The 2,575-nt window shown below is 60.1% G+C and carries 3 protein-coding genes; all 3 read left to right on the top strand.

Annotation, left to right across the window (positions count from 1 at the left end; genetic code table 11):
- Positions 1-207: hypothetical protein (locus VGY55_16690; GenBank protein ID HEV2971616.1), on the top strand; the 207-nt coding region annotated here is incomplete at its 5' end.
- Positions 191-1,027 (top strand): carboxypeptidase-like regulatory domain-containing protein, encoded by an 837-nt coding sequence (locus tag VGY55_16685; protein ID HEV2971615.1) that lies wholly within the window; start codon positions 191-193, stop codon positions 1,025-1,027. The genes VGY55_16690 and VGY55_16685, both read left to right, overlap by 17 nt.
- A gap of 32 nt (positions 1,028-1,059) precedes the next feature.
- A complete protein-coding gene (locus VGY55_16680) occupies positions 1,060-2,250 on the top strand; it encodes a hypothetical protein (GenBank protein HEV2971614.1) in 1,191 nt (396 codons plus the stop codon).
- Positions 2,251-2,575: the final 325 nt, after the last annotated feature.

Here is a 2,575-nt window from a genome sequence, read left to right as displayed (position 1 = left end):
GCCGAGCGTTTTGATAGATTCAACTCTCCCAAAGAGGACGAGACCGTACGCCAATTGGCGGCTCATTTCAGGGAAGGAAACAATGACAAGGACAAGCGAGTTATTTCGAACGAGCTTTGCGGCGATCGCCGTCACCGTCCTGGCAAGCGCGATGGTGGGCAGGCCGTTGCCAGCGGGCGCGCAGGCGACCGTGGCACCAGCGATTGACAACGATGATATTGGCGGCGTCGTCACGGGCCCAAACGGGCCAGAAGCTGGCGTGTGGGTGATCGCCGAGAGCGTCGAACTCCCGACCAAATTTGCCAAGATGGTCGTCACCGACGATCAGGGGCGCTACGTCATCCCCGACCTCCCAGCCGTGAATTACAGCGTCTGGGTGCGCGGCTATGGCCTCGTGGATTCACCAAAAATGCGGGCGAAGCCCGGCCAGCATCTTGATTTGGCGGCAGTAGCCGCCCCGAACGCCGCGGCAGCAGCGCATTATTATCCCGCCATCTATTGGTATTCGATGCTGAAAATACCGCCTGAAAGCGAGTTGAGCGGTACTGCAATATACGCTGATCCCGGCGCCTCCAAGATGGCCAACTGGCTCCGCCAAATGAAGAACATCGGCTGTATGGGCTGCCACCAGATAGGTCAGGAAGCGACCCGCACGATTCCGGCTCAATTCGGCTCGTTCAAAACGGGTGAAGAAGCCTGGATGCGGCGCTTGCAGTCCGGTTTGGCAGGTGAGGAGATGGTCACCGAGGCGGGCTTTTTCGGCGGCGCCCCTCTCAAGTATCTCGGTGACTGGACAGATCGCATCGCCAATGGCGAGTTGCCGAAAAGCACTCCGCCGCGGCCACAGGGCGTCGAGCGCAACGTCGTCATCACGACCTGGCAATGGGGCACCGAAAAGACGTACATGCACGATCTTATTTCTTCCGATCGGCGCAATCCGGCGGTCAACGCCAATGGCCCGCTGTTCGGCTCGCCCGAATATGCCAGCGACGACATGCCGACCTGGATCCGAAGACGAGCAAAGTAACGTTCTTCAAGATGCCAGTGGAAGATCAAAAAATGGCGGAGTCGCAAGGCTTCGGCTTCAGCGCCCAGCCGATGCAGCCCTCCGCCTATTGGGGCGACGAAAAGATCTGGAATACCAAAGCCAACAATCACAATGCCATGTTCGACGGGAAGGGCCGCGTCTGGCTGGCTGCAACGATACGCGGCGCGGACAATCCGGCCTTTTGCAAAAAGGGTTCGGACCACCCGTCGGCCAAGGTCTTTCCGCTCGACCAATCAGGCCGGCAGGTGGCGATCCTCGACCCAAAGACAATGAAATACACGTTCGTGAACACCTGCTTTTCCACTCATCACCTACAGTTTGGCTATGATGGGAATGATACGCTGTGGTTCAGTGGCACCGGACCGGTTGTCGGTTGGCTGAACACCAAGGTGTTCGGCGAGACCGGCGACGCCGCAAAGGCGCAAGGCTGGTCGCCGTACGTGCTGGACACCAACGGCAACAGCAAGCGCGACGACTATATCGGGCCCAACCAGCCGGCCGACCCGGCCAAGGACACCCAGCTCGAACTCAACGGCCTCTCGGGACCGTATGCGGTGATGCCGAGCCCGGTTGATGGATCGGTCTGGTTCACCACCGGCGTGTTCGGCGCCCGAGCGTCCAGCGTCTTGCGCTTCGATCCGAAAACCGGGTTGTCGGAAATCTATAACGTGCCATTACCCGGCTTCGGCATTCGTGGCGGCGACATCGACAAGAACGGCGTGGTTTGGGGGTCGCTGTCGAGCGGCCATCTCGCAAGCTTCGACCGACGCAAGTGCAAAGGGCCGCTCAATGGACCGAAAGCAACCGGCGACCACTGCCCCGAGGGCTGGTCGTTCTACAAATACCCGGGCCCCGGCTTCGAAGGGATCGGCGAAAACAGCGCCGAGGCGAGCTACTACACATGGGTCGATCAGCACGACACGCTTGGTCTCGGCGAGAACGTTCCGCTATCCACCGCCAATCTCAGTGACGGCTTTGTCGCCTTAAAGGACGGCAAGATGGTCATGCTGCGCGTCCCCTACCCGATGGGCTTCTACGCCAAAGGCATGGATGGGCGTATCGACGATCCGGCCGCCGGCTGGAAGGGCCGAGGCCTGTGGTCGTCGGCAGGCGATCGCGCGCCGTGGCTCAAGGAAGACGGAAAGGGAAGCAAGCCTCTGGTGGTGCACATCCAGGTGCGCCCCGATCCCTTGGCCAACTAGATTGATTGGAGACGGAACGGTCTCGGCGTAAGCCGGTCACAAAGAACCACTGGTGCGTGATGCGCGGGGCGCCTGTCCCGCGCATCTGCGTTCGATCGCTTGTTTGCGTTGCCTGCGGCGCTCGAACGAGACGGCCGGCCGACCGGAAGTTTGTTCGACGGCGGACCGCACCCAATTTGGACCGCTTTCGTCGCGCTTCTCGTCTCTACTTTTGCAGATAGGCGTTGGATTCCTGTTGATCCCTCAACGGCGTCACCTTGTCGGGATCAACTCGGACCATGAGATAATCGATATGATCCTCAATCTTCGTGAACCAGTGTCCTGT

The organism is Pirellulales bacterium, from assembly GCA_035939775.1.
In the GTDB taxonomy this organism is placed as follows: Bacteria; Planctomycetota; Planctomycetia; order Pirellulales; family DATAWG01; genus DASZFO01.
This window is presented reverse-complemented; position numbering and strand designations above follow the sequence as displayed.

Coding starts and splice junctions, on each gene's coding strand:
- VGY55_16680 (HEV2971614.1), top strand. CDS start 1,060: ATGGCGGAGTCGCAAGGCTTCGGCTTCAGCGCCCAGCCGATGCAGCCC.